The following is a 24,122-nucleotide window of genomic DNA, read 5'->3' as shown; positions in this document are numbered from 1 at the left end:
TCGTATTAAATTGATAATAAAAACAACTGAATGCGCCTAAAACACATCAAATTAGTTGGCTTCAAATCCTTTGTGGATCCAACCAAAGTTCCCTTTCCTGACCAAATGACCTGCGTCGTCGGTCCGAACGGTTGTGGCAAATCCAATGTGATTGATGCCGTGCGCTGGGTGCTGGGTGAAAGTTCAGCAAAAAACCTGCGTGGCGATGCCATGAGCGACGTGATTTTTAATGGCTCCAGCGCCCGTAAACCGGTTTCTCAGGCCAGTGTTGAACTGGTCTTTGATAACAGTTCGGGGCGCATTCAGGGTGAGTACGCGGCATTCAATGAAATTTCGGTTAAGCGCCTGGTGACCCGTGACGGCCAGTCTAATTACTTTTTGAACGGCAGTCGTTGTCGTCGCCGTGATATTACCGATTTATTTCTGGGAACCGGTCTGGGTCCGCGCAGTTACGCCATCATTGAGCAGGGCATGATTTCTCGGCTGATTGAATCACGTCCGCAGGAATTGCGTGTTTTTATTGAAGAAGCCGCAGGCATTTCAAAATACAAAGAACGTCGCAAAGAAACTGAAAACCGGATGCTGCATACGCGCGAGAACCTTGAGCGCTTGAGTGACGTTCGCGAAGAGCTGGGTCAACAGTTGGAGAAGCTGGAGCGTCAGGCCGCGGCTGCCATCCGTTACAAGGAACTAAAAGCCAGTGAGCGTAAATTTAAAGGTGAACTGCAAGCTCTGCGTTGGCTGAAATTGGATAATCAACGACAGCAGTTGCAGGCGCAATACGCCGAACAGCAAACCGAGCTTGAGCGTTGGCAGGCACAGCAAAGTGGTGATGAACGGGGCGCTATTGAACTGAAAGAGCAGGCTGAAGAAGCGCGCGACAGAGTAGAGCTGTCGCAGGAACAAATGTTTTCAGTAGGCAATGAAATTACCCGTATTGAACAAACTTTGAAACATCAGCAAGAACTAAAAGAGCAACGCAGCCAGCGGCAACAGCAGTTAAATGAAGAAATAGAACAGCTTAATGAGCAGTTGGCGGATGATCGCTTGCAAAGAGAGCAACTGGAAGAACAGCAGCTGATGCTGGAGCCTCAGCTGGAGCAGGTTGAGGAACAGCTGGAAAGCGTGGCTGAACAGTCTCAGCAAGCTAATGAGAAATGGCGTCAGTGGCAGCAACAACAACGACAGCAGCAACAGCAGCAACGCGATGTCGAAAAACAGCAACAGCAGGCGCAACTTAAACTGCAGCAGCTGAAACAGAGCCAACAATATGCGTTGCAACAAGTTGAGCAATTTCACAACCAGCAACAAGAGTTGCAGCAACAGGAACAAGCATTATCTGTTGACGAGAACGAACAGGCTCTGGTCGAACTAAAACGTCAGCTGGAGCAGGAAGAAACTCGGTATCAGCACAGTAAGAAGCAACTGCAGGCTCTGCAGCAAGGGTTTAAAGAACAGCAGCAACAGCACCGACAGAATCAGCAGCAACAAGATAAAGCTCAGGCTCAGTTAACAGCCATTGAGCAACTGTTGGAAGGGAAGCAAAATAACGACAGCCGCAGTGAAAAATGGTTACAGCAAAACTATCCAGACAGCTTGAAAGTGAGGGAGTTACTTCAGGCTGAAAGTGGCTGGGAAATGGCAGTTGAACAGTTGGCTTACGACTGGTTGGATGCCGTGGTTCTGGAACAAGCTCCGGAAGAGCTGGAAGCGGTTTCTGGGGTAAAGTTGGTGTGGCCTGTGAGTGGGCAAGAGCCTGAAAGCTGGTCTCTGGCCAGTAAAGTCAATGGTCCGCTACGTTATTGGGCTCCGTTGCAGCAGTGTCTGGCGATTGAGCAGGATATTAACGCGGAGCAGCAATTAAAACAAAGCAACGCCAGTTTTGCTGTATCGAAAGCCGGCAACTGGTATTGGCAGGACGGTTTTATCGCGGCTCGAGTTGACGAAGATAACAGTGTTCTTCATCTGCAGACACAGCGCCAAAATTTACTCGAACAATTGGAGTCGCTGGCAGCCAGGTTGTCTGAAAGTGAAGCCCAGCTGGAGCAAACTCAGACGCAGGTTGAACAGGCTCAAGAGCAGCTGGAGCAGGTTCAGGAGCAGGTTCAGCAGACTCGTAACCAGCAGGGTAAAGTCGAAGAGCGATTGCAGTGGAATATGCAGCAGGCTGAGCAAATACAGCAGCAATTAGCGAACGTGCAAGATAAGCAGCAAGAGCAACAACTGCATGCTGAAAACGCCGCAGAGCAGCAACAGCAAATTGAAATGCAGCTGGAAGAGTTTGAATCGATGCTGGAACAAACTGAGCAGGTTGATGAAGACTTTGGCGAACAATTGGAATCTAAAGTTCGTGCCGAAGATGAACAGTTGCAGCAACTGCGCAGTCAACAGCAGCAGATGACAATGCAACAGCAGAATTTACAGGCTCAGGCTGCACAGTTACAGAAATTACTGCAGCGCAGTGAACAACGCTACCAGCAACTTTTGCAGGAACGAAGTGAGCAGCAGACTGCAGACACGGATGAAAATGAAAGTGCACTCGATGAACAGTTAACCGAGCTGCTGGATAAGCGTGGTGAAGTTGCGGAACAATTGCAAGAGCAACGCCAGCAATTGTCGCGGTTAGAGCACGATTTGCAACAAATAACTCAGGGACAATCTGCAATTCAGGTCAAAATAGGCCAGGCCAAAGAGGCCATGCAAAGTACTGAAATTGAGCAGGTTAAGCTTCAGGAACGCAGTCAGGCCGTACTGGAAACGCTGGCTGAAACAGGCCTTACATTGAAAAACATACTGGAAGAGCTCTCTTCCGACGCTGATGAAAAGCAGTGGCAGCAAGAGCTGGAGTCAATACAAAATAAAATAAAACGCTTAGGCGCTATTAACCTGGCGGCAATTGATGAAGCCGAAGCGCAAAGAGAACGTAAACAGTACCTCGACCAGCAAGTGGATGATCTATCATCGGCGCTAGACACTTTAGAAGCGGCGATTCGTAAGATTGATAAGGAAACGCGACATCGGTTTAAAACCACTTTTGATGCGATAAACCATGATTTACAAATTCTGTTTCCGAAAGTTTTTGGTGGTGGCAGTGCCACGCTCGAACTTACCGATGATGACTTACTGGAAACCGGGGTTACCATCATGGCAAGGCCACCGGGCAAGAAAAACAGTACAATTCATTTGCTTAGCGGTGGAGAAAAGGCACTGACCGCATTATCATTGGTATTCGCGATATTTCGCTTGAATCCGGCACCTTTTTGCCTGTTAGATGAGGTTGATGCGCCATTAGATGATGCCAACGTAGGACGTTTCTGCCGTCTGGTGAGTGAAATGTCGGAATCGGTGCAATTTATTTATATAAGTCACAATAAAGTGGCAATGGAAATGGCTACCCATCTGGCAGGGGTAACAATGCAGGAAGCGGGCGTTTCGAGATTGGTAGCGGTTGATGTTGAACAGGCTGTGGCGATGACAGACGCCGGATAACAAAATAAGCTTGATGGAGCAAAAATGGGCAGTTTACAAATAACCCTCAGTATTCTTGGGATCCTGGCAATCGCAGGTATTGTTGCGCATGGCGTATGGAAGATACGTAAAGGTAACCAGCAACAACGGCAGCGTGAACAACGGGTTGCAGAAAATCGTCAGCAGCAATCGTCCGGTTTTGATGACGACGGCATTGGCGAAGTTCGGATTTTAAAGAAAGAGAGTTCAGATGACGGCTTTAACCATGACCAAGCCGTTGAACCAAAAGCAAAAACATCGTCGCACAGTAATGTGAGAACACAGGACAATGATGCCGAGGCTGTCGAGCAAATGTCGATGGACCTTAGCAATGATGACGATATGTCTGACTCATTACCCTCTATGCGTGTCAGCAATGATGAAACGGTTGAAGTAGAGCAAACTGAGCTTAAGTTTGATGGGGATGTTCCTTCAGAGCCTGATGACTCTTATAAAAGTGCCGCCGAACAGAGCTCTTTGCAAGAGTCGGAGCAGGAGCTTGAGCAAGAACCTGAACCTGAAACTGAAACAGAAGTCAGTGCAGATACGACTGATGATTTTGAATCAGCTCCGGAAGAAGTTATTGCGTTACATGTTAAAGGGCCGGTACAGGGCGCAGTGTTGTTGCAAATGATGACCGAGCTGGGCTGTAAATTTGGCGAACTGGGTATTTTCCACCGCTATGAAAACACCGCAGGCACCGGCCCCATGATTTTTAGTGTCGCCAACATGTTCAACCCCGGCACGTTTGACCTGGATAACATGGAAAACTTTGAAACCGAAGGCGTCGCGTTTTTTATGGCCTTACCTATGAAATTTGACGGTCAGCAGGCCTTTAATATGATGTTGAATGCGGCTAAAAAGCTCGCTACCGAAATTCCTCAGGGGCAGGTTTTGGATGGCCAGCGCCAATTATTGACCCGCCAGTCTATTCACGAAGCACGCCAGCGTATTCGTGAATTTGAACGTAAACACTCAGCTTAATTACAGGTCACTATGAATCAGTCTGTTCACCAGCGCATGCAAGAGCTGGAGCAATTACTTAATCGTTACAACCAGGAATATTATGAGAATGACGAACCATCAGTGCCGGACGCTGAATATGATCGTCTTTTTCGGGAACTGAAAACTCTGGAAACTGAACACCCGGATTTAAAAAGTGCTCAGTCTCCAACTATGAAAGTTGGTGGTAAGCCCTTAGGTCAGTTTAGAAGTGTTCAACATGAAGTTCCTATGTTGTCACTGGATAATGCTTTTTCTGTCGATGAATTTGAGGCTTTTAGCAAGCGCGTTGAACAGCGGCTGGATACCAATCAAACAGTGACTTTTTGTTGCGAGCCGAAGCTTGATGGCGCTGCGGTCAGTTTACTCTATGAAAATGGTCTGTTAGTGCGTGGCGCAACCCGGGGCGATGGACAAAGCGGTGAAGATATTACCGAGAACGTTAAGACCATACGCAATGTGCCGCTAAAGCTCTCTGGCGATGTTCCTGAGCGACTGGAAGTACGGGGTGAAGTGGTTATGCCATTGGGAGCTTTTGAGCGCTTTAATGAGCATGCCCGGCAGCGCGAAGAAAAGATCTTTGCTAACCCCCGAAATGCGGCGGCAGGCAGTTTACGCCAGTTAGACTCCAGAATTACCGCAAAACGTCCTTTGCACTTTTATGCTTACAGTCTTGGGTTAATATCAGAAACCACACAACTTCCCGACAGTCATCACCAGCGTTTGTTACAGTTGAAAGACTGGGGACTGCCGGTGAATATTGAAATAAAGACGGTAGACTCGGTGCAGGGTTGCGACGATTACTACGAAGCTATTTTGGCCCGCCGGGATACCTTAAATTACGATATTGATGGCGTAGTTTTTAAAGTGGATTCTATTCGCTTGCAACAAGACTTAGGCTTTGTCGCACGTGCGCCGCGCTGGGCTATTGCACGTAAGTTTCCCGCGCAGGAACAACTGACGACCATTACCGGAGTTGACTTCCAGGTTGGCCGTACCGGCGCGATAACGCCGGTTGCGCGCTTAGAGCCCGTTAATGTGGGCGGCGTTACAGTATCTAATGCGACTTTGCATAATGCGGATGAAATTGAACGACTGGGTGTGCGTATTGGCGACTGTGTCAGTATTCGCCGCGCGGGTGACGTTATTCCGCAAGTGGTCAGCGTCATAAAAGATAAACGCCCTGAAAACACGAAGGCAATTGAATTTCCTCAGCATTGCCCGATTTGTCAATCCGATATTGAACGCGTTGAAGGCGAAGCCGTTGCCCGCTGTACCGGTGGTCTGTATTGCGCGGCCCAGCGAAAGGAAGCGATTAAACATTTTGCTTCCCGCAAAGCCATGGATATTGATGGACTAGGCGATAAAATTGTCGAGCAACTGGTAGAGCGCGACTGGATAAAATCGCCGGCCGATCTTTATCGTCTGTCCAAAGCTGAGTTGGCAACTTTGCCGAGAATGGGCGCTAAATCTGCGGAAAATCTTCGAAATGCCATTAAAGTGACGCAAGAAACAACCTTAGCCCGCTTTATTTATGCATTAGGTATTCGGGAAGTAGGGGAAGCGACGGCAAACGCGCTGGCGAATCACTTCAAAAACCTGGATGCTTTAATTGCTGCTGAAAGTGAACAGCTACAGGAAGTTCCGGATGTCGGTGCTGTTGTCGCTAAGCATATTGTGGCTTTTTTCCATGAAGCCCATAACCAGCAGGTGGTTGCGGAATTGCGTGAGTTTATTTCCTGGCCTGAGGGTGAGGAGGCAAGCTCAGTGCAAAGTGACCGCTTATCGGGCAATACCTATGTTATTACCGGTACTTTGTCGACTATGACTCGTGACGAGGCGAAGTCTGCTTTAGAAGCCTTAGGGGCGAAAGTTGCTTCCAGTGTTTCTAAAAAGACAACCGCGCTGGTTGCCGGGGAAAATGCCGGCTCAAAACTGACCAAAGCCCAGTCCCTCGGGCTTGATATATTAGATGAGAATGCGTTAGCTGAGCTGCTCAGCGACTAACGTCCTTTAACGCTCAGGTCTTTCAGAAGGCCTGAGCCATTGATATCGACAATGCCTTTTTCTTCATCAAACTCGAACCGGATAGTCGGGTGTGTGGTTTCCAGCAGATAGCTACGGTCATCAATCTGCACTCGCAGATGACTCAGTGGTTCATCTTCATCAAACTCTTGCCGGTGATTCATGCTGACTTTGTGATCACCAATATTGAGCTCGAAACCTTTGAAGAAACCATTAGCAAACTCTGCGACATAAACCTGTCCCTGCTTATTTACAAACAGATTAAGAATGTAATTTGGCGGCATTTCGGACGTACGCATTTGCGACTTGCCGGCAGTAAAAATAATGGTGTCATAAACCTTTTTATACTCAAAACCAAAGGTTAAAGGTTCCGTACGGCCTGATGGATAAATGACTTTACCACTACCTTCGGCTTTCCAGTCGGCTAAAGTTTGAGCGCTAAATAGTAGCGCTGCAAGGAAAAAAAAGTATTTTACGCTATTCATAGGTTGCCTCAACTACTCACCTCGGTAACATCTACTTTTAACTTAAGCATTTGTCCGGGTTGTAGATAACGATTGCGTTGAATGTTGTTCCATTGTTCAATTTGACGAATGGTGACATTAAATTTATCAGCAATCCTGGCTAATGAGTCACCGCTACGCACACGGTATCTTATATTACGCATGATACTGTTAATACTGCTTTGTATCGTCGAAGAAGGCTCGGCTTCCGTCCAAACCACGAGTTCTTGTCCTGGCCTTAAATAATCCCCCGGAGCCATTGAGTTCCAGCGAGCCAAGTCACGAAGGTTTACCTGATAAGCGCGACTGAGATCCCAGAGCGTATCGCCAGACTGAACAACGTGTTCAATACGTTTACCTGAACGTTTCTGATCTTGACGGTCTTCACGGCGCTGATCTTGCGATAACGTGTAATTGTCGATATCGAGTGTGGCAACTGGCACTAGCAAATGATCGCCTGCGCGGATGATATCACTGCTGATGTCATTAACCTGCTGTATCACGTCAACAGAGGTATTGTATTTTTTGGAAATAACGAGCAGGCTCTCACCCGATTTAACCTCGTGGCGGGTCCAGCTCAGCCAGTCTTTTGGCTCTGTTTTATCCAAAGCCTGTTTAAATTTATCCGCATTTTGATTAGGCAGAAGTAAACGATGTGGGCCGTTCGGCGCCGTTGCCCAGCGGTTATAACCAGAGTTGTACTGGTGCAGTAAATCCAATGGCATGTCAGCCATATCAGCAGCTAATGCTAAGTCGATTTGTGCTGGTGTCTCAACAACCTCAAGCTTTGGCTGATTTTCGATCGGGTACCATGCCACACCATACTCTTCACTGTTGGCTAATATTTCTGCTAAAGCTAATAGCTTGGGCACGTATGCGCGAGTTTCGCGAGGTAGCGACAGATTCCAGAAGTCAGTTGGTTTGTTCAGACGCTCATTCTTGCGAATTGCAGCGGCAACTCGGCCTTCACCTGAATTATAGGCTGCCAGTGCGTGCATCCAGTCACCGTCGAAGTATCGATGAAGTGCCTGTAAATAATCGAGTGCAGCGTGTGTTGCGGCAAAAACATCGCGACGACCATCGTACCACCAGTTGATATCCAAACCATATTGACGCGCGGTACCCGGAATAAACTGCCAGACACCAGAGGCACTGCCGTGCGAATAAGCAAACGGGTCGAAAGCACTTTCGACTATCGGCAATAAAGCCAGATCTACTGGCATATCACGTTTTTCCAGCTCTTCAACAATGAGATGCAGGTAAGGTTCAGCGCGCTTAGCAACGCGGTCTAAATACTCCGGGTGGCTGGCATACCAGTTGCGCTGGCTTTGCACTCTGGATACATCAGGCACATGAAAGCTCAATTGCTGGCGAATACGCACCCATAAATCTTCCTGCTCTTGCGGGGTAAGCTTTACAGGTTCGCTGATTTTGATTTCTTCTTCGGCGTGCCGACTGATCACTTCTTCCGGAATGACCGTCAGTTTAAGCTCTGTAGTTTCGTTTTTTGTATTTACCGGTTCATTATTACTAAACAGCATTGTGCTCTGGCAGCCGCTTAATGCCAAACCACTGGCCACCATACAATACTTTAACCATACGTTCTTTTGCTTGCTGTTTATCATGCGTAATCTACTTCCGATAATTATTAAAATCTTGAGGAGTTTAAAGAATCACGCATTATCTTTCCACTGTCTAATTGTATAAAAAACATCCTCGGGGCTATTTTTTACACTTTCTGCATGCTTATTTGCTGCTGCAATAACACTTTTTTGGTCAAACCGGAGAAAAGGATTAATGGCTAACTCTAGTTGCAGCGTGCTTGGCAGAGTTATTTGCTCTTGTTCACGTAACATTCTGACCTTTTCAGCGTAACTTTGCAGCACAGCGTTCTCTGGCTCAACTTTCAATGCGAAATTTACATTCGCCTGAGTATATTCGTGGGCACAGAAGACCCGAGTTTCGCCCGGCAGCTTACGCAGCTTTAATAACGACTGCGTGAATTGTTCTGGCGTACCTTCAAACATACGGCCACAGCCACCGGAAAACAGTGTGTCACCGCAAAACAAAAAGCCGGGAGTATAAAAACTGATGTGGTCCAGTGTGTGTCCCGGAGTGGTTAATACCTGCCACTGAATACCTCCAACGGTCAGTTCATCGCCTTCTGTAACTGTCTGGGTGAGCGTTTCTATCTCTGGGTTTTCCGGACCGATGACCGGACACGGGCTCTGTTCTATTAATTCAGCTATGCCACCAGTGTGGTCGTAATGGTGGTGAGTGACTAAAATAGTCTCAATACTTTTACTATTTTGTTCCAACCATTGTTGAACGGGTTGGGCTTCGCCGGGGTCTACAATAATAACCTTGTTTTTATCGTTGGTTTCAATTGCCCATATGTAGTTGTCGTCGAAAGCTTCAATAGCGTGCACTCGCATGTTAACCCCTATAACGCTAGGATGAGAAACCCAGCGAGTAAGTTGAAGATAAGTTCATAATACAGGAATTAGCCGTGTTAATTAAACCAGCATATTCGAAAATTGATTTAGCGGCTCCCGGGGACTGGCAGCAAATGGCTTGCGGGCACTACATGATGGAACAGACGGCTGAGTTAATTCGCGCTCATCAGCGACGGTTGAAACCAGGAAAAACCGTGGCTATAGGCTCTTTGAGTCCGGGGCTTAACGAGTGTATTAAAAATGGAGCTCAGTGGCTGACTGTCGGCACAGGTAGTGACGTAGCGGTTCGCAGCAAATTAACGGAGCTGGCTTTGAAGGAAGACAGTGTCGATAACCTAGTTGCTCCTTTTGTCCTTGAATTTTGTCGGCATCCGCACCAGCTACTTAGGGAGGTTACGAGAGTACTGGATGATGATGGCGTATTAATACTTACGGGGTTTAACCCCTATAGTCCGGCAGTAGCCAGTGGCTTTTTCATTCGCCATAAAAAGAGCTTTCCATGGTGTGGAAGGTACTTTACGCCAGTGAGAGTTAAGGACTGGCTGGAATTATTGGGATTCGAAATTCTGGAGTCTGAATTTTATGTTTCGAATTTTCTGCACCATAGCGAACACCGGGGAAGTGACTGGTCGACGAAGCTAAGCAACCTGATACCAGGACTGCGCGCCGCTTATTTCATAGTGGCACGAAAACAAACTCTGATTAACAGATTAAAACCGTCAGCTCAAAGAAAGCAGCTTGCGGTTAATGGAAGACAGGCAGCAACAGCAATGACGACGAAACATTTTTCAAAGTCTAATAAACAAATAAGAGGTAAATCATGATTACAGCACAAGAGTTATGTGGAAAAGCGAAATCGAACGTCAAAGAAGTAAACACCGAAGAACTACAAAAGGCCATAGAGCAGGGCGCGCGCGTTATTGATGTAAGAGAACCGGCTGAATATGGACAGGGGCACATTCGACAAGCGGTGAACATGCCCCGTGGTGTGTTGGAAATGCAGCTAAATCAGCACCCTGATGTGGCTGGATATGACAATGCTCTGGAACGCATCGCCGAAAAGCCTTTGTACCTTATTTGTCGAACCGGTGGTCGCTCAGCTCTGGCGGCAGAGAGCTTACAACGCATGGGGCTGGATAATGTCTATAGCGTAGATGGCGGCATGAGTGCCTGGCAGGAAAATAAACTGCCGGTAGTTGCCGGCGAGTAATTTACTCGCCCCCAAATCCTTCATCTTCAAGCATAGGCTCGCGCGTTGCGGCGTCGCGGGCCAGTTCATCACAACGCTCATTTTGTTTATGCCCGGAATGGCCTTTAATCCATTTCCATTCAACTTTATGACGGTTAACTTCTTCGTCCAGTTGTTGCCATAAGTCTTTATTTTTAACCGCTTTACGAGCAGAAGTACGCCAGCCGTTTTGCTTCCAGCGATGCATCCACTGCTCGACACCTTGTTTCACATACTGGCTGTCGGTAGTCAGAATGACATGACAGGAGCGCTTTAACTCGCGCAGGCCAGCGATAGTAGCCAGCATCTCCATGCGGTTATTGGTGGTCAGACGATACCCCTGACTTAATTCTTTGTGATGTTTTCCATATTCCAGTACAGCGCCATAGCCACCCGGCCCCGGGTTTCCCAGACAAGAACCATCAGTATATAAATGAACAGTTTTTGAGTTCGACATGTTACTTGCTACTATATCCTCTGTTTCCAGCGAGTATATCAGGATTTCACCATGCGTCAGGTCGTATTAGATACAGAAACTACCGGAATTGACCCTGCAAAGGGACACAGAATTATTGAAATAGGCTGTGTGGAGCTTATTAATCGCAAATTAACCGGTAATCATTTTCATGTTTACATTAATCCGGAGCGGGTGGTCGAGCAGGAAGCAATTGAAGTTCACGGTATAACCAATGACTTTTTAACCGACAAGCCCGTATTCGCTCAGGTGGTGCAAGATTTCATTGAATTTATTAAAGGCTCTCAGTTAGTTATTCATAATGCACCATTTGACGTGGGCTTTATGGATGCTGAATTTAGTCGTATTCGCCCGGCGGTTGGCCTGACCAATGATTTTTGCTCGGTACTCGATACCTTGCAGCTTGCCCGTGAAATGCGCCCGGGGCAAAGAAACAGTTTGGATGCACTATGCCGCGCCTACGACGTTGATAACTCTGCGCGTGAACTGCACGGCGCCTTACTGGATGCCGAGATTCTTGCTGACGTCTATTTGATGATGACCGGTGGGCAAACGGCATTAAACCTGGCCAGCCACGGAAAAGACAATCAGGGTGGCTCACAAAAAGTGGAACATCAACGAATAACCAATCGTCCCGCATTAAAGGTTTTACGGGCAACGGCCGATGAAGAAGCATTACATCAGGAGCGTTTGGCGCGAGTCAAAGAAGAAGGTGGACATTGTCTGTGGCAAGACTCTTAGCAGTATTATTGGTTTTAATAAGTAGCTCATCAGCCTACGCGGTACAGAGTTTTAGCACGGTTGACTCTGACTCGAAAGAGGAAGTTGAAAAGCGTGCGATGAGCCTTATTGAAGGCGATCTTACTAATAAATTGCCAATTAAAGGGCAAAGTTTCCGCATAGACGAGAACGTTGAAGAGATTACTCTGTTATTTTTCCGCGAGCCGGGTAGCAAGCCCCTGGTTATTATCAAGCCTGATGGGAGCAAGTGGTACGATACTCGTTATCCAGCGGAAAAAGTAACTTGGTATACCGATCCTAACTTTGACATTATCCGGATAAAAGAACCTCAGCCTGGCCCCTGGCAGGCCGCTGGTCGCATCGATGAAGAAAATAAAGCCTTAGTTATTTCTGATATTCGCTTTGAAGCTGAGCCTTTACCTAGTCCATTATTCCAGAACGAAGAGCTGAAAGTAGAAGGAAAACTCTATAATGGCGACGAAGTGGTTAAAACTTCACGTTTTCGTCAGACCGTTTTGCTGGATGTTCTATTTGTCAGTACCAATAACTCAGACTTTGATAACTTCGGCTCGAATCCGTCACGTGTGGCACAATTTGAAGACGACGGGCGAGGGCATGACGAAAGAGCGGGTGATGGTATATTTACCGGTTTCTTTAATCTGGATGTTGTACCAGGTGAGTGGATGGCCACTTATGAAATGACCACCCCTCTGTACCAACGAGTGTTTGAATCAGGCCCTGTTGAGGTTAAGCCGTTACCAGTTGAATTTAATGTTATTCAGTCAGAGTCTGTGGACGATAATCATCAATTAGTCGTTCGTGTTAATGAAGACTGGATAGATCCACAGAGCCTGGTGATTAATGGTGAAACCAGCTTCCCTAACGGAGAGGTTCGTAAATTTACGGTCAGCCAGATAGAGGGCTTTCCGCACAGCGTCGAAATTGCCAACCTGGCTTTTGGTAAACACCTTATAGACTTAGATATTTTTGCCACCAGTGTAGGGGGGCGTGAGTTTGAGGCCAGAATTGATGACTTTAGTTTTATTGCAAAGGAACCGCCTCCTCCTGAACCGACAGCCGCAGAGCTGGCTGAACGACAGCAAATAGAGCTTGAGCGTCAACGTGAACAGACAAGACTAGAACGCGAGGCCAAGCAAAAACAGGCGATGACCAATCTGATCATTATTGTTGTTGTTAATATTGTTCTCATTGCGTTAGCTTTAGTTGGGCTGTGGTGGTTTAAGTTTCGTCGGAAAAAAGTTGCCGTTGAGAGCGATGAAGCGGAAGCTGAAAAACCAGAGAAAAGTGGTAAAAAGTGACCTTTGTGGTTAAAAAAGCACAGATCTGAATATAAATCAGACAGTCGGTTAAAATCTTTAAAAAAAGTGTTGACTCATTTGCCCCTCACTCGTAATATGCACGCCGCGTTGAGGGAGACTTCAACGTGTAGTACTAATGCGGAGTGGTAGTTCAGTTGGTTAGAATGCCGGCCTGTCACGCCGGAGGTCGCGGGTTCGAGTCCCGTCCACTCCGCCATTTAGTACGCCTCAAAGAATTTTTGCGGAGTGGTAGTTCAGTTGGTTAGAATGCCGGCCTGTCACGCCGGAGGTCGCGGGTTCGAGTCCCGTCCACTCCGCCATTATTCTCTCTCTTAGTAATCCCCCCTGTAAAATCTAAATTAATTATATTTTTTATTTTCTTTCGTTTGTTGTATTTTTTATCCATCTTAAGTTTTACCCCGAAGATCATGCTTTTTGCCGTTTAGCTCTTGAGCCTGAGCCTCCACAGGGCTAGAGTATTGTCACCAAAATCACAATGATAAACATAGACAACGGGAGATACCCATGCGGAAAACTTTACTGGCTGTAGCTGTGAGTGCGGCAGTATCGTTGGGAGCTTGCAGTGATGCAAATGACTCATCGACAACTGAGAACAAAACTGCTTCAACTGAAGCTTCTAAAGACAGCAGTCAACAAGCAAAAGAAACCAACCCATTCTACAAACCCAGCCCTCTGCTGTATCAGGCACCTGACTTCGATGCCATTGAGTTCAAACATTTTGAGCCTGCGTTTGAAAAGGGTATGGATGAGCACATGGCTGAAATTGAAGCCATTGCAAATAACTCAGCAGAGCCAACATTTGAGAATACCATTGTAGCGATGGAAAAATCGGGTGCGATCCTTGGCCGTGTTTCATCAGTTTTCTACAACCTGTCATCGTCCAATAGTAATGAACAAATTCGCGAGCTGCAGGGTAAGTTAGCTCCGAAGTTAGCGGCTCATAGCGATAATATTCGTCTGAACGCTAAATTGTTTGCCCGAATTAAGTCACTTCATGACAAACGTGACGAATTAGAGCTGGATACTGCGTCAGAACGTTTATTAGAAGACACCTACAAAGGTTTTGTCCGTGCTGGTGCTGAACTAAATGAAGATGAGCAGCAACAGATTCGCGATGTTAATTCGCAACTTTCCAGCCTGACCACAGAATTTCGCAACAGCTTAATGAAGTTGACCAAGGAAAATGTGATTGTCGTTGATTCTAAAGAAGAATTAGCCGGCTTAAGTGATAGTCAAATCAGTAGCTTGGCGAGTGCGGCTGAAAGCCGTGATATGCCGGGTAAATACGCCATTACTTTAACTAACACAACACGTCAGTCTATTTTGACTGATCTTGAAAACCGCGAATTGCGTCAGCGCATTTGGGAAGCGTCCTCAAACCGTGGCACAGGAAATACCGAAACCGATACTCGCCCAATGGTTGCAAAGCTAACTCAGTTGCGTGCAGAAAAGGCGAATCTATTAGGTTATGACACCTGGGGTGATTACGTTCTTGAAGAAAACATGGCCGGTAATCCAGAAGCCGCTCAAAAAATGTTGCGTGATCTGGTTCCTGCAGTTGTAAGCAACGTTGAAAGCGAAGCCGAAGAGATTCGTGCGATGATTGAGGCTGAAGGCGAACAGCATGAACTGAAACCGTGGGACTGGTTCTACTACGCAGAGAAAGTTCGCGAAGAAAAATACGCGATTGACTCTGACGAAGTGAAAAAATACTTCGAATTTAATCGTGTTCTGGAAGACGGCGTGTTCTATGCAATGAACCAACTGTTTGGCATCACTTTTGAAGAGCGTAACGATATCCCTGTTTATCAGGATGATGTTGTTGTTTATGAAGTGAAAGACGTAGACGGCTCAAGTTTAGGTTTGTTCTATGCGGACTATTATGCTCGCGACAGCAAACGCGGTGGAGCCTGGATGAGCTCGTTCCGTACTCAGTCTGAATTGATGAACCAGAAGCCGGTTATTTTGAATAACATGAACATCACTAAAGCGCCTGAGGGTGAACCAACCTTGTTAAGCTTTGATGAAGTTTCAACCATGTTCCATGAAATGGGCCATGCGTTGCACGGCATGTTCTCTGACGTGAAATATCCATCTCAGGCAGGTACGTCTGTGCCGCGTGACTACGTTGAGTTCCCTTCAACTTTCCAGGAAGACTGGACGCTGAACCCGAAAGTTATTGCAAATTATGCAAAGCATTACGAAACGGGTGAACAGATTCCTGACGAGTTACTGCAAAAAGTACTGGATGCACGTAACTTTAACCAGGGCTTTGATACTTTAGAGTATATTTCCGCTGCGTTACTGGATCTTGAGTATCATACAGTGGAGCCGGGTACAGAAATTAGCGACATTGAGAAGTTTGAGCAGGACGCGCTGGAGAAAAACGGTGTAGCGATTGAAGCTGTACCACCACGCTACCGTTCAACTTACTTTGCTCACGTATTTGCGGGCGGCTACTCAGCAGGTTACTACGCTTACATGTGGAGTGAAGTGCTGGCAGCCGATGCGTTTAAACACATGGGCAATAATGGTGGTTTGAGCCTTGAAAATGGCCAGGCTTTCCGTAAAGAAATTCTGTCCAAAGGCAGCAGTAAAGATCCTATGCAACAGTACATCGACTGGCGTGGTCAGGAGCCAACTGTTGAAGCCTTACTTGAGCGTCGCGGACTAACGAATCCTAGTATTGACTAAGTCATACTGAAATAATTTCGACTGAACAGTCGTTATCTAAAGCCACTGGCGTTATCATCGTCAGTGGCTTTTTTATTATCTGCAGATAGGCGAGGCACAAATGCAAGAACGGATTGTAATAGTTGGTGGCGGTGCAGGCGGATTAGAATTGGCTACTATGCTGGGAAGAAAGCTGGGTCGCAAGAAGAAAGCAAAGATAATGCTAATTGACAGAAACAGTACCCACTTGTGGAAGCCGTTGTTGCACGAAGTTGCCTCAGGTGCTCTGGACTCGCGGCTGGCTGAACTGGATTATCGCGGACAAAGTGCCCGCGAGGGTTTTCAGTTTCTGGTTGGCACTTTAGAGGCTGTGAATAAAAACGAAAAGTCGATTCAATTAGCGGCAATAAAAGATGAGCAGGGTAATGAAGTGTTGGCGCCGCGCAGTATTCAATACGATAGATTAATTCTTTCCATTGGCAGTGTTACCGCAGATTTTGGAACCCCCGGAGTTAGCGATCATTGCTATTTCCTGGACTCATTACGCCAGGCGGATGAATTCCATGAACATTTATTAAATGAATTTTTACGAGTAAACCAGTCGATTGAGGACGGCGAAAATACGAAATTGTCACTGGCTATTGTGGGCGGCGGGGCGACCGGAGTTGAGCTGGCTGCTGAACTCATTCACTCAGTGTCATTGTTGTCTATTTATGGTCTTTCTTTCCTTGATCAAAAGCATTTTGAAGTTCGTTTGGTCGAAGCCGGTAAACGATTGCTGCCTGCGTTACCTGAGCGTTTGTCAGCATCAGTAGAGAAGAAACTGAAATCGTTAGGTGTCGAAGTCATATTGGGTAACCCGGTTACTGAAGTAAAAGAAAACACTCTGGTGTTGTCTGAAGGAGAGAATATCAACGCCAATTTAATGGTCTGGGCGGCTGGTGTCCGGGCTCCTGACTTCGTCAGTGAATGGGGTCTGAAAGTGCGCAAAAACAATCAAATTGAGGTAAATGAGTATCTCCAGTCAGTATCTGACGAAAGCATTTATGCTATTGGTGACTGTGCTGGTTGCCGCATAGATGACGAACGTTGGGTACCACCAAGGGCCCAGTCCGCACATCAGATGGCTGAATGTTTGTATCAGAATATTGTACGTGAGTACCGCAACAAACCGGCAAAAGCCTTCAAATATAAAGACCGGGGTTCACTCGTCTCACTGAGTCGTTTTTCGGCGGTGGGTAATTTAATGCAAAGTAAAAGTCTGTCAATGTCGCTTGAAGGCACTTTAGCGCGTTGGGCTTACGCCAGTTTATACCGGATGCACCAAAGAGCCTTACACGGCTGGTGGAAGATGTTTTTGTTGTTAATGGTGGACAAACTTAACCATGTTGTAAAACCGCGACTGAAGTTACACTGACGATATACTTCAGAGGCTGCTTAAGGCACAATAACGACCCTAAAATGATAATGAAAAAAGCCAGACTGTATCCGTAAAATGACTGCACCAAATTTTGTTCACTTAAGAGTTCATAGCGACTTTTCCATGATAGATGGACTGGCGAAAGTTGGTCCAATTTGTGAGGCTGTTGCTGAAGCGGGTATGCCTGCTTTAGCCATTACCGACCAAATGAACTTTTGTGGTTTGGTTCGCTACTATGGAAAAGCGCATCAACTGGGCTTAAAGCCTTTAATAGGGTGCGATTTCTGGGTGCAGGCTGACTATCCTGAATCTGAAATTTTCCGCCTGACTGCATTGGCAATGGATAATGAAGGTTATCAGCAGATAACTCAGCTTATTTCAAAAGCTTATTTGCGCGGTAATATTAAAGGCAAGCCGGTTATCGATAAAGACTGGCTGAAGGAGCATAACGAGGGCATTATTTTGTTGTCCGGAAGCCGTCAGGGTGATGTAGGACATGCTCTAATTAAAGGCCACGACAGCCAGCTGGATGCTGCCCTCGATTTCTACCAGCAATATTTTCCTGACCGCTATTACCTGGAACTGGTGCGCACCGGTCGGCCTCAGGAAGAAACCTATTTACATAAAGCGGTGGCTTTAGCCGGAGAAACTGGCCTACCCGTTGTCGCTACTAATGAAGTGGTTTTCCTGAAAGAAGAAGACTTTGATGCTCACGAAATTCGTGTGGCTATTCACGACGGGTACCAGTTGGAAGACAAACGTCGGCCGAAAAAATATTCACCACAACAATATTTGCGCTCCAGCGAAGAAATGACAGAGTTGTTTTCTGACATTCCTGAAGCAATAGAAAATACTGTTGAAATAGCCAAGCGCTGTAATGTCACTGTGCGTTTGGGCGAATACTTCCTGCCTAAGTTTCCAACTGGCGACCTGACCACGGAAGAGTTCTTAGTTAAGGTTTCGGAAGAAGGGCTGGAAGAACGTTTAGAGTTTTTGTTTCCTGACGCGGAAGAGCGACAGCAAAAGCGTCCAGAGTACGATGAACGACTCAAGCGTGAGCTTGGCGTTATTAACGATATGGGCTTCCCCGGGTATTTCCTTATCGTTATGGAGTTCATTCAGTGGAGTAAAGATAACGGCATACCCGTAGGCCCGGGGCGCGGTTCAGGTGCTGGCTCTCTGGTGGCTTATGCACTTAAAATAACGGATTTGGATCCGCTTGAATTTGACTTACTTTTTGAGCGATTCCTTAACCCTGAACGGGTTTCTATGCCAGATTTCGATGTCGACTTCTGCATGGATCGTCGGGATGAAGTTATCGATCACGTTGCTGACCTGTATGGTCGTGAAGCGGTTTCGCAAATTATTACCTTCGGTACTATGGCGGCTAAGGCTGCTATACGAGATGTCGGACGGGTACTGGCTCATCCCTATGGTTTTGTCGACCGAATTTCCAAATTAATACCGGGCGATCCGGGCATGACGCTGGCCAAAGCCTTTGAAATTGAGCCCCAGCTTGGCGCCGCGTACGACCAGGATGAAGAAGTTAAGGCCATTATTGATATGGCGCGTATTCTTGAAGGTGTGACTCGTAATGCTGGTAAACACGCTGGTGGCGTGGTTATTTCTCCAACCAAAATAACCGACTTCTCGCCACTGTATTGCGATGATGAAGGTAACAACCCGGTCACTCAGTTTGATAAAGATGATGTTGAGTCGGCAGGTCTGGTTAAGTTCGACTTTTTGGGTTTGAGAACGCTGACCATTATTCAGTGGGCGGTTGATATGGTGAACCGCCGGCATGCTAAGAGCGGTAAAGATCCTATTGATATTACGTCGATTGATTTAACTGATCCGGCGTGTTTTAAACTGTTGAAAAAAGCCGAAACAACGGCGGTGTTTCAGTTAGAGTCGCGTGGCATGAAAGAGCTTATTAAAAAGCTTTTGCCAGACTCTTTCGAAGACATTATCGCCCTGGTGGCGCTATTCCGGCCGGGGCCACTGCAGTCCGGCATGGTTGATAACTTTATTGACCGGAAGCACGGCAGGGAAGAAATTTCGTACCCCGATGCTGAGTATCAGCATGAGAGTTTGCAACCCATACTAGAGCCGACTTACGGTGTCATTCTCTACCAGGAACAGGTCATGCAAATTGCCCAGGTTCTGGCTGGCTACACTTTGGGTGGCGCAGATTTGTTACGCCGTGCAATGGGTAAGAAAAAGCCCGAGGAAATGGCTAAGCAACGAGAAATTTTTGCTAAGGGTGCGGCGCAAAATAATATCGACCCTGAACTGGCGACGAAAATCTTCGACTTGGTAGAGAAATTTGCCGGTTATGGCTTTAACAAGTCGCACTCGGCTGCCTACGCTTTAGTTTCATACCAGACTTTATGGATGAAAACCCACTTCCCGGCAGAGTTTATGGCTGCGGTGATGTCCGCCGATATGGATAATACCGACAAAATTGTCACTCTGGCGGACGAATGTGAACGCATGGGACTGGACTTGTTGCCTCCGGACGTAAACAAAGGCGAATATAAGTTTACCGTCGATGAACAGCAACGAGTGGTGTACGGTATAGGCGCAATAAAAGGTGTGGGTGAAGCGCCAATTGAGTCTATTATTAAAGCCCGGGAAGAAGGCGGGCCGTTCCGGGATTTATTCGACTTCTGTTGCCGGGTTGATCTGAAGCGAATGAATAAGCGCATTCTGCAGCGCTTAATTCGTGCTGGCGCAATGGACAACTTAGGACCTCACCGTGCTTCATTAATGGCGACGCTGGAAAAAGCCATTCGTCAGGCCGAACAGCATTTGAATGCGGAAAAAATTGGTCAGTCGGATATGTTTGGGGTGCTTACCACCGAACCTGAAGCGGTTGAACAGGAGTTTGTCAGCGTACGTAAATGGTCGGAAGCGGTCTGGTTGGAAGGAGAGCGCGATACCCTCGGTCTTTATTTGACTGGTCACCCCATTAACCGTTTTCGTGCAGAGCTCAAACATTACATTAATAGTACATTGTCCAATGTTACTCCTACCCGTAAAGATGAGAGTATTGCTATTGCCGGGCTGGTGATTGATGTGAGAGTACTGACCAATAAAAGAGGTCAGCGTTTTGCTATAGTGACTTTAGATGACAAAACAGCGCGCATGGATGTACGCTTATTTAGTAACGAATACGAAAGTTATCAGGAATTGCTCGAAAAAGACCGAATTTTGTGGATAAAAGGTGAGGTCAGATTTGATAACTTCAGTAATAGCAATACAATGACTGCCAGAGAAGTGATGGCAATTGAGCAGGCTCGGGAAACTTATCTCCGGCATTTAGCAATTACAGTGACGGATGAGCAGCTTGCTAAAGGTCTTGCCGGAAAACTGGAAAAGCTATTACAGCCCTTTGCTGAAGGGACTTGTCCGATAAAAATGCGGTATCAGTCGGAACGCGTTGAAGCCACGTTAAATGTTGGCGCACAATGGTATGTGAATCCGTCTGATGAATTAATATACGAATTACAGAATTTGCTGGGAACTCAGCAAGTTTCACTTGAATTTTAAAGGAAATGACAGCGAATGAGCCTTAATTTTCTGGATTTTGAACAACCTATTGCGGAACTTGAAGCGCAAATCGAGGAACTGAAGTCTGTTGGCAACCGCGGGCAACTGGATCTTAACTTAGAAGAGGAAGTGCAGCGACTGACCACCAAGAGTCAGGAACTGACAGAGAAAATCTTTTCTGATTTAGGTGCGTGGCAGGTTGCACAGCTGGCGCGTCATCCGTTGCGTCCTTACACGCTTGACTATATTCGCATGATATTCACCGAGTTTGACGAAATGGCGGGTGATCGCTCTTTTGCTAATGACGAGGCGATTGTTGGCGGTATTGCGCGTTTAGACGGCACTCCGGTTATGGTTATAGGCCAGCAAAAAGGCCGTGAAACCAAAGAGAAGATCCGTCGTAACTTTGGTATGCCCAAGCCGGAAGGTTATCGTAAGGCGCTACGCCTGATGCAAACCGCCGAGCGTTTTAAAATGCCAATTGTTACCTTCATTGATACACCTGGAGCTTACCCGGGAATTGGTGCGGAAGAGCGCGGTCAGAGTGAAGCCATTGCACGTAACCTGAAAGTTATGGCTCGTTTAACCGTTCCTATTGTTTGTACTGTTATTGGAGAAGGTGGTTCTGGTGGTGCTCTGGCTATTGGCGTCGGTGACCGCGTTAATATGCTGCAATACAGTACCTACTCGGTTATTTCTCCGGAAGGTTGTGCTTCTATTTTGTGGAAAAGTGCCAGCAAAGCGCCATTAGCGGCAGAAGCTATGGGCGTAACCGCAGCGCGGAGTAAAGAGCTGGGTCTGGTTGATTCTGTGATACCTGAACCTTTAGGTGGCGCACACCGCCATCAGGAAGAAATGGCGGTACGCCTTAAGCGTCAGCTGATTGCTGATTTAGGAAGCTTACAGGGCTTAAGCCATGAGGAATTGCTGGACCAGCGTTATCGTAAACTCATGTCTTTTGGTTACTGCTAATTACCAATGATGAAAGATGGTCTTTACGACCTGTTTTGTGAAAGCTTAGAGTCTCTTGCATTAAAGCCGGGGCAGCAATTAGTTGCTGCCCTTGGTGGCGGGGCTGACTCGCAAACTATCCTCGATTTACTGATGCGCTTTCGTCAGCAGAACCCTCAGTATCAGTATTTAGCCATTCATTTAGATCATAGTTTTCACCCCAGTTCAGCTGACTGGTCGTCGACTATTGAGCATGCTGCTAAGGCCTATGGTGTAAAAACGGTTTTTGAACCGCTTAATGTCCCAATAGAAAACCGCCAAAGCAAAGAGGCCGCAGGGCGTGAAAGCCGTTACCGGAGAATGGCCGAGCTGACTGAGGATGATGCGGTATTGCTGTTAGGGCAACACCGCAATGATCAGATCGAGACCTTTTTTTTGCAATTAAAACGCGGCAGCGGGCCAAAAGGCTTATCCTCAATGGCTGCTATTCAGCCTTGGGTTGGCCGCCGTCGTCTCTGCCGGCCTTTGCTTAGAGTGAGTAAAGAAGACATTTTAAGCTACGCGCAGCAACGGAAATTAACCTGGATTGAAGACGATACGAACTATGATACCCGTATTGAGCGGAATTTTTTGCGGCATAAAGTGGTGCCGTTATTAGAGCAGCGTTGGCCTCAGTTTGGGAATAGCGTGCTGAGGTCAGCAAAACTTTGTGCCGAGCAACAGCAGGTGATGGATGAACTCTTGCAGGAAAAGCTGCATAAGGCGCAGAAGCACAAGAGTCACTTTCCTTTAAGTTTGCTGAGGGAGCATTCTGCGGCTATGCAGCGAGCGTTACTGCGAACCTGGCTGCAGGAACAAAAATATTCGTTGCCCAGTTACGAGCAACTGGAGCAAATTCGGTTACAAGCTCAAAGCGCAACAGACGATAGCCAAATGCAGGTTCAGTGTGATGGCTACAGTGTGCGCTACTTTCAATACGCATTATGGTGCGACAACAATGTCGGCCAGTTACCTGAAGATTGTTGGTTAGCTGAGGCTAATGTCAATTTGGGTGAATGGGGAAAATTAAGCGTGCCAGATGCATTGCTGACAAATAATAATGAGTTGAGATTAACCTTTTCGTTAACCTCAGAAAAACTGGCAAAACCCGGACGTCAGGGGCGCAAAAAACTGAAAGACTGGCTGAAGCAGGCGGGAATTCCGCCGTGGTTAAGAGCCCGACGACCAATACTTGAGTTGAACGCTCAGTACGTGTGGGTAGCCGGACTTGGCTGGTTCAGCTACCAGGTTATTGAGAAAACAGAATTCGACAGCCTTAAGTTACCTGAGCCAAACTGGGTTAGCTCAGGTGTTGATTCTTACCGGTTACTTTAGCGGCGTAAAGGCGTCTGTCGGCTTCATCAATAATATCCTGCGGGCTATGAAAGCTCTCCATAACCAGGCTACCAGCGCTGACGCCAATATTGAAAGTGGCAAGGCTAATATCGTTATCAAGCGCGTCCCGAATACGCCGAAAAACGTCATCTGCTTGTTCGGGCCTTGTGTTTTCCAGTATTAATACAAATTCATCGCCACCATAGCGAAATACCCTATCCGTATCGCGCAGTTGCTGTTGCAATAAATTACCAAAGAGCTTTAGTACTTCATCACCTTGCTGGTGCCCATGACGGTCGTTGACTTTCTTAAAGCCATCCATATCCAATAGCATGACAATATGAGACTGTTTACTATCGCGCTTTAAACGTGCACTGATGTGCTCAAGCGTTTCGTCCAGTAAGGCTCTGTTGCCAAGGCCGGTTAAATGGTCTCGTATCGCAACTTTTCTTAAGCGCGAAAACTCTATAGCGTTACGCAGAGGGAAAGTCAGCTGTCGGTGCATTTGTTCCAGACGCACTTTATTCACATAGGATGGTTGACGTTTGAATTGGTAAACCATTTGTCCTAAGTATTCTTTATCGGCATAAAGCATTACCGAGTATTCGCTCTCAAGGCTTTCGTAGTCGCCAATCAAATTAATAATTTGGTCATCAGAGATAAATTGCAGGGCACTTACCGGTAAACGCTGAACCATGTAATCTGCGTAAATAGATAATACCTGATGCAAATCGAGAGATGTCTGCAACCGTTCAGTTAACGGGGTTGATTTGCTTTGCAAGTCAGCCGATGAGGTTAATTGACTGATAATTGCCTGAGTTTTGTTCTCAGTTGCCTTACTCTCAGTTTTTGCTACAGCTCTGTTTAGCATGACA

17 protein-coding genes and 2 tRNA genes are annotated in these 24,122 nt (G+C 46.8%); 14 read left to right on the top strand and 5 right to left on the bottom strand.

Features of this window, described 5'->3' with window-relative positions; translation table 11 throughout:
* Nucleotides 1-30 precede the first annotated feature (30 nt).
* The 3 genes from smc to ligA are packed head-to-tail and all read left to right on the top strand — an operon-like array spanning nt 31 to nt 6,516.
* Nucleotides 31-3,489: a chromosome segregation protein SMC gene (smc, locus tag DET62_RS10170; protein ID WP_110013825.1), complete on the top strand. Its 3,459-nt coding sequence runs from the start codon at nt 31-33 to the stop codon at nt 3,487-3,489.
* A 24-nt stretch (nt 3,490-3,513) separates the two neighbouring features.
* The gene (zipA, locus tag DET62_RS10165) at nt 3,514-4,491 is read left to right on the top strand and encodes a cell division protein ZipA (RefSeq protein WP_110013824.1); all 978 of its coding nucleotides are present in this window, start codon (nt 3,514-3,516) and stop codon (nt 4,489-4,491) included.
* 12 nt (nt 4,492-4,503) lie between these two features.
* Nucleotides 4,504-6,516: an NAD-dependent DNA ligase LigA gene (gene ligA / locus DET62_RS10160; protein WP_110013823.1), complete on the top strand. Its 2,013-nt coding sequence runs from the start codon at nt 4,504-4,506 to the stop codon at nt 6,514-6,516.
* Here the strand turns inward: ligA and DET62_RS10155 are convergent.
* From DET62_RS10155 to gloB, 3 genes are read right to left on the bottom strand one after another with little or no spacing between them, the layout of a single operon-like run.
* Nucleotides 6,513-7,019 (bottom strand): hypothetical protein, encoded by a 507-nt coding sequence (locus tag DET62_RS10155; protein ID WP_034821663.1) that lies wholly within the window; start codon nt 7,017-7,019, stop codon nt 6,513-6,515. The two genes, ligA and DET62_RS10155, sit on opposite strands and share 4 nt — an antisense overlap.
* An 8-nt stretch (nt 7,020-7,027) precedes the next feature.
* Entirely contained in the window at nt 7,028-8,662 is a 1,635-nt protein-coding gene (locus DET62_RS10150; RefSeq protein WP_110013822.1) for a LysM peptidoglycan-binding domain-containing protein, read from the bottom strand.
* A 48-nt stretch (nt 8,663-8,710) separates the two neighbouring features.
* Nucleotides 8,711-9,472, bottom strand: coding sequence for a hydroxyacylglutathione hydrolase (gloB, locus tag DET62_RS10145; protein ID WP_110013821.1), 762 nt, complete (start codon nt 9,470-9,472; stop codon nt 8,711-8,713).
* A 74-nt stretch (nt 9,473-9,546) separates the two neighbouring features.
* Here gloB and DET62_RS10140 point away from each other — a divergent pair, with 74 nt between their 5' ends.
* Both DET62_RS10140 and DET62_RS10135 read left to right on the top strand, forming a co-directional pair.
* Nucleotides 9,547-10,317: a methyltransferase domain-containing protein gene (locus DET62_RS10140; RefSeq protein ID WP_034821659.1), complete on the top strand. Its 771-nt coding sequence runs from the start codon at nt 9,547-9,549 to the stop codon at nt 10,315-10,317.
* On the top strand, nt 10,314-10,703 hold the full coding sequence (locus tag DET62_RS10135; RefSeq protein WP_011234931.1) for a rhodanese-like domain-containing protein: 390 nt from the start codon (nt 10,314-10,316) through the stop codon (nt 10,701-10,703). Before DET62_RS10140 ends, DET62_RS10135 begins: the two co-directional genes overlap by 4 nt.
* 1 nt (nt 10,704) lies before the next feature.
* On the opposite strand, the gene rnhA is transcribed toward DET62_RS10135, so the two are convergent.
* Nucleotides 10,705-11,178, bottom strand: a complete 474-nt coding sequence (gene rnhA / locus DET62_RS10130; protein ID WP_011234930.1) for a ribonuclease HI — start codon at nt 11,176-11,178, stop codon at nt 10,705-10,707.
* A 51-nt stretch (nt 11,179-11,229) separates the two neighbouring features.
* Between rnhA and dnaQ the strand changes: the two genes are divergently transcribed.
* From dnaQ to tilS, 9 genes are all read left to right on the top strand, one after another.
* Nucleotides 11,230-11,937 carry a DNA polymerase III subunit epsilon gene (gene dnaQ, locus DET62_RS10125; RefSeq protein WP_011234929.1) on the top strand — a complete coding sequence of 236 codons (708 nt, stop codon included), beginning with the start codon at nt 11,230-11,232 and terminating at the stop codon, nt 11,935-11,937.
* Nucleotides 11,922-13,256, top strand: a complete 1,335-nt coding sequence (locus DET62_RS10120) for a TIGR03503 family protein (protein WP_110013820.1) — start codon at nt 11,922-11,924, stop codon at nt 13,254-13,256. The genes dnaQ and DET62_RS10120 overlap by 16 nt, the downstream gene beginning before the upstream one ends.
* A 140-nt stretch (nt 13,257-13,396) precedes the next feature.
* Nucleotides 13,397-13,473: transfer RNA gene (locus DET62_RS10115), tRNA-Asp, on the top strand.
* A 26-nt stretch (nt 13,474-13,499) separates the two neighbouring features.
* Nucleotides 13,500-13,576, top strand: a tRNA-Asp gene (locus tag DET62_RS10110).
* A gap of 205 nt (nt 13,577-13,781) precedes the next feature.
* Nucleotides 13,782-15,971 (top strand): M3 family metallopeptidase, encoded by a 2,190-nt coding sequence (locus DET62_RS10105; protein ID WP_110013819.1) that lies wholly within the window; start codon nt 13,782-13,784, stop codon nt 15,969-15,971.
* 100 nt (nt 15,972-16,071) lie between these two features.
* On the top strand, nt 16,072-17,367 hold the full coding sequence (locus DET62_RS10100; RefSeq protein WP_110013818.1) for an NAD(P)/FAD-dependent oxidoreductase: 1,296 nt from the start codon (nt 16,072-16,074) through the stop codon (nt 17,365-17,367).
* Between the two features lie 78 nt (nt 17,368-17,445).
* Nucleotides 17,446-20,922, top strand: coding sequence for a DNA polymerase III subunit alpha (gene dnaE / locus DET62_RS10095; protein ID WP_110013817.1), 3,477 nt, complete (start codon nt 17,446-17,448; stop codon nt 20,920-20,922).
* 15 nt (nt 20,923-20,937) lie between these two features.
* Complete coding sequence (gene accA / locus DET62_RS10090; RefSeq protein WP_110013816.1) at nt 20,938-21,894, top strand: acetyl-CoA carboxylase carboxyl transferase subunit alpha; 957 nt, start codon at nt 20,938-20,940, stop codon at nt 21,892-21,894.
* Between the two features lie 6 nt (nt 21,895-21,900).
* Nucleotides 21,901-23,247, top strand: coding sequence for a tRNA lysidine(34) synthetase TilS (tilS, locus tag DET62_RS10085; protein WP_110013815.1), 1,347 nt, complete (start codon nt 21,901-21,903; stop codon nt 23,245-23,247).
* Here the strand turns inward: tilS and DET62_RS10080 are convergent.
* Complete coding sequence (locus DET62_RS10080) at nt 23,213-24,118, bottom strand: GGDEF domain-containing protein (RefSeq protein WP_110013814.1); 906 nt, start codon at nt 24,116-24,118, stop codon at nt 23,213-23,215. The genes tilS and DET62_RS10080 overlap by 35 nt on opposite strands.
* Nucleotides 24,119-24,122: the final 4 nt, after the last annotated feature.

The sequence above is a fragment of the Idiomarina sp. H2 genome, assembly GCF_004364275.1.
GTDB lineage: Bacteria > Pseudomonadota > Gammaproteobacteria > Enterobacterales > Alteromonadaceae > Idiomarina > Idiomarina loihiensis.
The sequence above is the reverse complement of the archived record's forward strand: the minus strand, read 5'-3'. Positions and strand labels throughout refer to the sequence as shown.

Excerpts from the sequence above, each read along its gene's own strand:
- DET62_RS10135 (WP_011234931.1), top strand. The coding sequence starts at position 10,314 with ATGATTACAGCACAAGAGTTATGTGGAAAAGCGAAATCGAACGTCAAA.
- DET62_RS10150 (WP_110013822.1), bottom strand. The coding sequence starts at position 8,662 with ATGATAAACAGCAAGCAAAAGAACGTATGGTTAAAGTATTGTATGGTG.
- dnaQ (WP_011234929.1), top strand. The coding sequence starts at position 11,230 with ATGCGTCAGGTCGTATTAGATACAGAAACTACCGGAATTGACCCTGCA.
- DET62_RS10105 (WP_110013819.1), top strand. The coding sequence starts at position 13,782 with ATGCGGAAAACTTTACTGGCTGTAGCTGTGAGTGCGGCAGTATCGTTG.
- accA (WP_110013816.1), top strand. The coding sequence starts at position 20,938 with ATGAGCCTTAATTTTCTGGATTTTGAACAACCTATTGCGGAACTTGAA.
- dnaE (WP_110013817.1), top strand. The coding sequence starts at position 17,446 with ATGACTGCACCAAATTTTGTTCACTTAAGAGTTCATAGCGACTTTTCC.
- rnhA (WP_011234930.1), bottom strand. The coding sequence starts at position 11,178 with ATGTCGAACTCAAAAACTGTTCATTTATATACTGATGGTTCTTGTCTG.
- ligA (WP_110013823.1), top strand. The coding sequence starts at position 4,504 with ATGAATCAGTCTGTTCACCAGCGCATGCAAGAGCTGGAGCAATTACTT.
- DET62_RS10080 (WP_110013814.1), bottom strand. The coding sequence starts at position 24,118 with ATGCTAAACAGAGCTGTAGCAAAAACTGAGAGTAAGGCAACTGAGAAC.
- DET62_RS10100 (WP_110013818.1), top strand. The coding sequence starts at position 16,072 with ATGCAAGAACGGATTGTAATAGTTGGTGGCGGTGCAGGCGGATTAGAA.
- DET62_RS10155 (WP_034821663.1), bottom strand. The coding sequence starts at position 7,019 with ATGAATAGCGTAAAATACTTTTTTTTCCTTGCAGCGCTACTATTTAGC.
- gloB (WP_110013821.1), bottom strand. The coding sequence starts at position 9,472 with ATGCGAGTGCACGCTATTGAAGCTTTCGACGACAACTACATATGGGCA.
- smc (WP_110013825.1), top strand. The coding sequence starts at position 31 with ATGCGCCTAAAACACATCAAATTAGTTGGCTTCAAATCCTTTGTGGAT.
- tilS (WP_110013815.1), top strand. The coding sequence starts at position 21,901 with ATGATGAAAGATGGTCTTTACGACCTGTTTTGTGAAAGCTTAGAGTCT.
- zipA (WP_110013824.1), top strand. The coding sequence starts at position 3,514 with ATGGGCAGTTTACAAATAACCCTCAGTATTCTTGGGATCCTGGCAATC.